Origin of the sequence: Microcoleus sp. BR0-C5 (assembly GCF_036705045.1) — a bacterium.
Classification (GTDB): domain Bacteria; phylum Cyanobacteriota; class Cyanobacteriia; order Cyanobacteriales; family Microcoleaceae; genus Microcoleus.
The window spans coordinates 1-2,381 of sequence record NZ_JAUBTR010000173.1 but is presented as its reverse complement, the minus strand read 5'-3'; the positions used below and the strand labels follow the sequence as shown (position 1 = coordinate 2,381).

At 48.9% G+C, this 2,381-nt stretch carries 3 protein-coding genes and 1 pseudogene; 2 read left to right on the top strand and 2 right to left on the bottom strand.

What is annotated here, in order from left to right:
• Nucleotides 1-43 precede the first annotated feature (43 nt).
• On the top strand, nt 44-298 hold the full coding sequence (locus QUB08_RS31640) for a DUF4058 family protein (protein WP_333230222.1): 255 nt from the start codon (nt 44-46) through the stop codon (nt 296-298).
• A 122-nt stretch (nt 299-420) separates the two neighbouring features.
• Here QUB08_RS31640 and QUB08_RS31635 read toward each other — a convergent pair whose 3' ends face one another.
• Together QUB08_RS31635 and QUB08_RS31630 are read right to left on the bottom strand one after the other, a co-directional pair.
• Nucleotides 421-1,092 (bottom strand): ATP-binding cassette domain-containing protein, encoded by a 672-nt coding sequence (locus QUB08_RS31635; RefSeq protein ID WP_190739919.1) that lies wholly within the window; start codon nt 1,090-1,092, stop codon nt 421-423.
• Nucleotides 1,093-1,115: 23 nt separating this feature from the next.
• Nucleotides 1,116-1,385, bottom strand: coding sequence for a hypothetical protein (locus QUB08_RS31630; protein WP_190663726.1), 270 nt, complete (start codon nt 1,383-1,385; stop codon nt 1,116-1,118).
• An 889-nt stretch (nt 1,386-2,274) separates the two neighbouring features.
• On the opposite strand from QUB08_RS31630, the pseudogene QUB08_RS31625 reads away from it, so the two are divergent.
• Nucleotides 2,275-2,381, top strand: a pseudogene (locus QUB08_RS31625) (photosystem II D2 protein (photosystem q(a) protein)); the annotation flags it as partial.

Sequence of the window (2,381 nt, the reverse complement as noted above, 5' to 3'; positions counted from 1 at the left end):
CACAGATATTTTTCCTACAGTGAAGGTATGAAAATCCTTAGTCATCAAAGCCAGAACTGCGGAATGTGGGTTGTATGCTTTTAACCTGCCAAATTCGATGCCTGCCTTTCCTTTGCCGCTGCGATCGGGCGATACTGAACCTGTCATAAACTTGCAGGAATTATTCACTCAAATTTACGACATAGCAAGTTATGACCTCAAGATAGATTATCGCAACTGGGAAGTCATACCAGCGCTGTCAGAGGCCGATACAATTTGGGCAGATGCTTGGTTGCGCGATCGAGGATTGCGAGATTAATTTGGCGTGCCGCCAAAATCGGGTTAAATACCCTATTTATTTATTAGTCTGCGGAGGCAGACTTCGTTTTTGTAGAAGCGATTTCAATCGCCGAATGACTTAATTCAAGCATTGCTTGACAGCTAAACATCTTGACTTTGCATCAACCGCTGCTTCAAACGCGCCGGATCTCCCCGATCGACCACCTCGCCCTTTTCCAACAAAAAAGCCCCATCACAATAATTCAACTCATCCAAACGATGAGTCACCCACAAAGCCGTAATCCCGCGATTTTTCACCAACCGCTGCACCGCCGCCACCAAATCCAACTGAGAATCAGGATCTAACAAAGCCGTCGGTTCGTCCAACAGCAGAATTTCGCAGTGACGGGCGATCGCCCCAGCCAGGGCAATTCGCTGCTTCTGGCCCCCACTCAAAGCATAAATCGGCCGCCGCTGCAAATCCAGCAAATTCACAGCCTCCAAAGCCTCCGCCACCCTCTCCCGCACCTGAACGTTAGAAAGCTTTTCCTCCACCAAACCAAAAGCCACATCCGCACCCACTGTCGGCATCACCAATTGGTGATCCGGGTTTTGGAACACAAAACCCACCCGCCCGCCGAGGTCAATTTCCCCCGACTGGGGGTGCAGCAGCCCAGCCATCAGCCTCAACAGCGTAGACTTGCCGCTGCCGTTAGTGCCCAAAAGCATCCAAAACTCGCCCTTGGGTACATCCAGAGAGCAACCTTGCAACACTCGATCGCCCGACGGCCAGCAAAAACCCAAATCCCGCACAGCAACGGCTGACTGGCTCATATCGGCACCAACACCCCCAGCCCTCATTCTGCTGTCATCGAGACAAAACCAGGGGATCTGCCTGTAGATGACGCCCCCGATTTCTGAGAAACCACCACCCCAGAAATCTCGCTGCTGAGGACAGCCACCTTTTTCTCAGGATTTTTCTCGCAAGTTAGTTCCAAAATTTGCGGTTGGGAGTTGCGAATCGCCGCCAGTACCTGCTGGTAAACAGTCTCAGCGTCCTCCTCCAACTTCCGCTGCACCGACAGCGAGACGGGCGTATTCTTCACAATGATGTCAATGCTGAACATATAGTCTTAAAAACCTAAGTTTGGAGCTCTCTCCTCAGTATATATATAGGACTTACCCAAAGACACCCAGTTTCTTAGAAAAATAAGACGTTGAGGCCGATATATCTACCAAGCCACCCGGCATCTGACGCCAAGCGCAGAGACTCCTATATATTAGAAGTTTTCAAATGCAGACCAAGGACTTCCGGGACTTCGAGGGCTTCGGGGGCTTCAGGGACTTCTGGGACTTCGGACAAATCAAGATCCGGAAGTTTTTTAATAAATACTTGCCATTGTAAAGAATTACCTCTATAATCTTGATTACGGTAAAGAAAAGTAAAGTCTGTTCATAATCCAAGTCGTTTTCTGCTAAGCAGAGGCAACGGTTGGAGACTACAGACTAGAGACTGATCCGTTGTAATTATATCCATTTGGAGATTTGCGTAAGTCAGTAACCCAGCCCTAAAGGGACTGAGCTTGGTCGCGAGCGATTAAGCAAGCTGTGCTGACCAGCCTAAGCCTTAACTGGCTACGTTATTTGAGTCACGACACCGGAGAATGCGACGCTAGTTTTCCGCTCTGTCATTTGCAATTAAACAGTCTTAATGTCACTGAGACAGTGTTGCAAGTCTAACAAGCTCTTATAACATTGGCGAAGCGAACATTACCCCGAAAGGGAGGCTCCACAAGAGCAAACATTATGCGTACAGGGTTGCAAGGTTTGAGGTGGTAACTGTCCCACTGAAAGTACATTACAAAAGTACACCAAATCAAGCAACTCCAAGGCGGTAATGGTAAAGAAAGATTCAAGGCGGTTAAAACCGCTAGTGCGATGCCCTGAGCGTAGTCGAAGGGTAGTTTTCCTCTGTAGGCTCAACCCACTTAGTTTCCCACTTACCGAGTATTTTTTATGACAATCGCAGTCGGACGCGCCCAGACAGAAAGAGGCATCTTTGATGTCCTCGACGACTGGCTCAAACGCGATCGCTTCGTCTTCGTAGGCTGGTCTGGCATCCT

Bases quoted from the DNA above. Each gene is read 5' to 3' on its own strand.
- QUB08_RS31635 (WP_190739919.1), bottom strand. From the start codon at position 1,092: ATGAGCCAGTCAGCCGTTGCTGTGCGGGATTTGGGTTTTTGCTGGCCG.
- QUB08_RS31630 (WP_190663726.1), bottom strand. From the start codon at position 1,385: ATGTTCAGCATTGACATCATTGTGAAGAATACGCCCGTCTCGCTGTCG.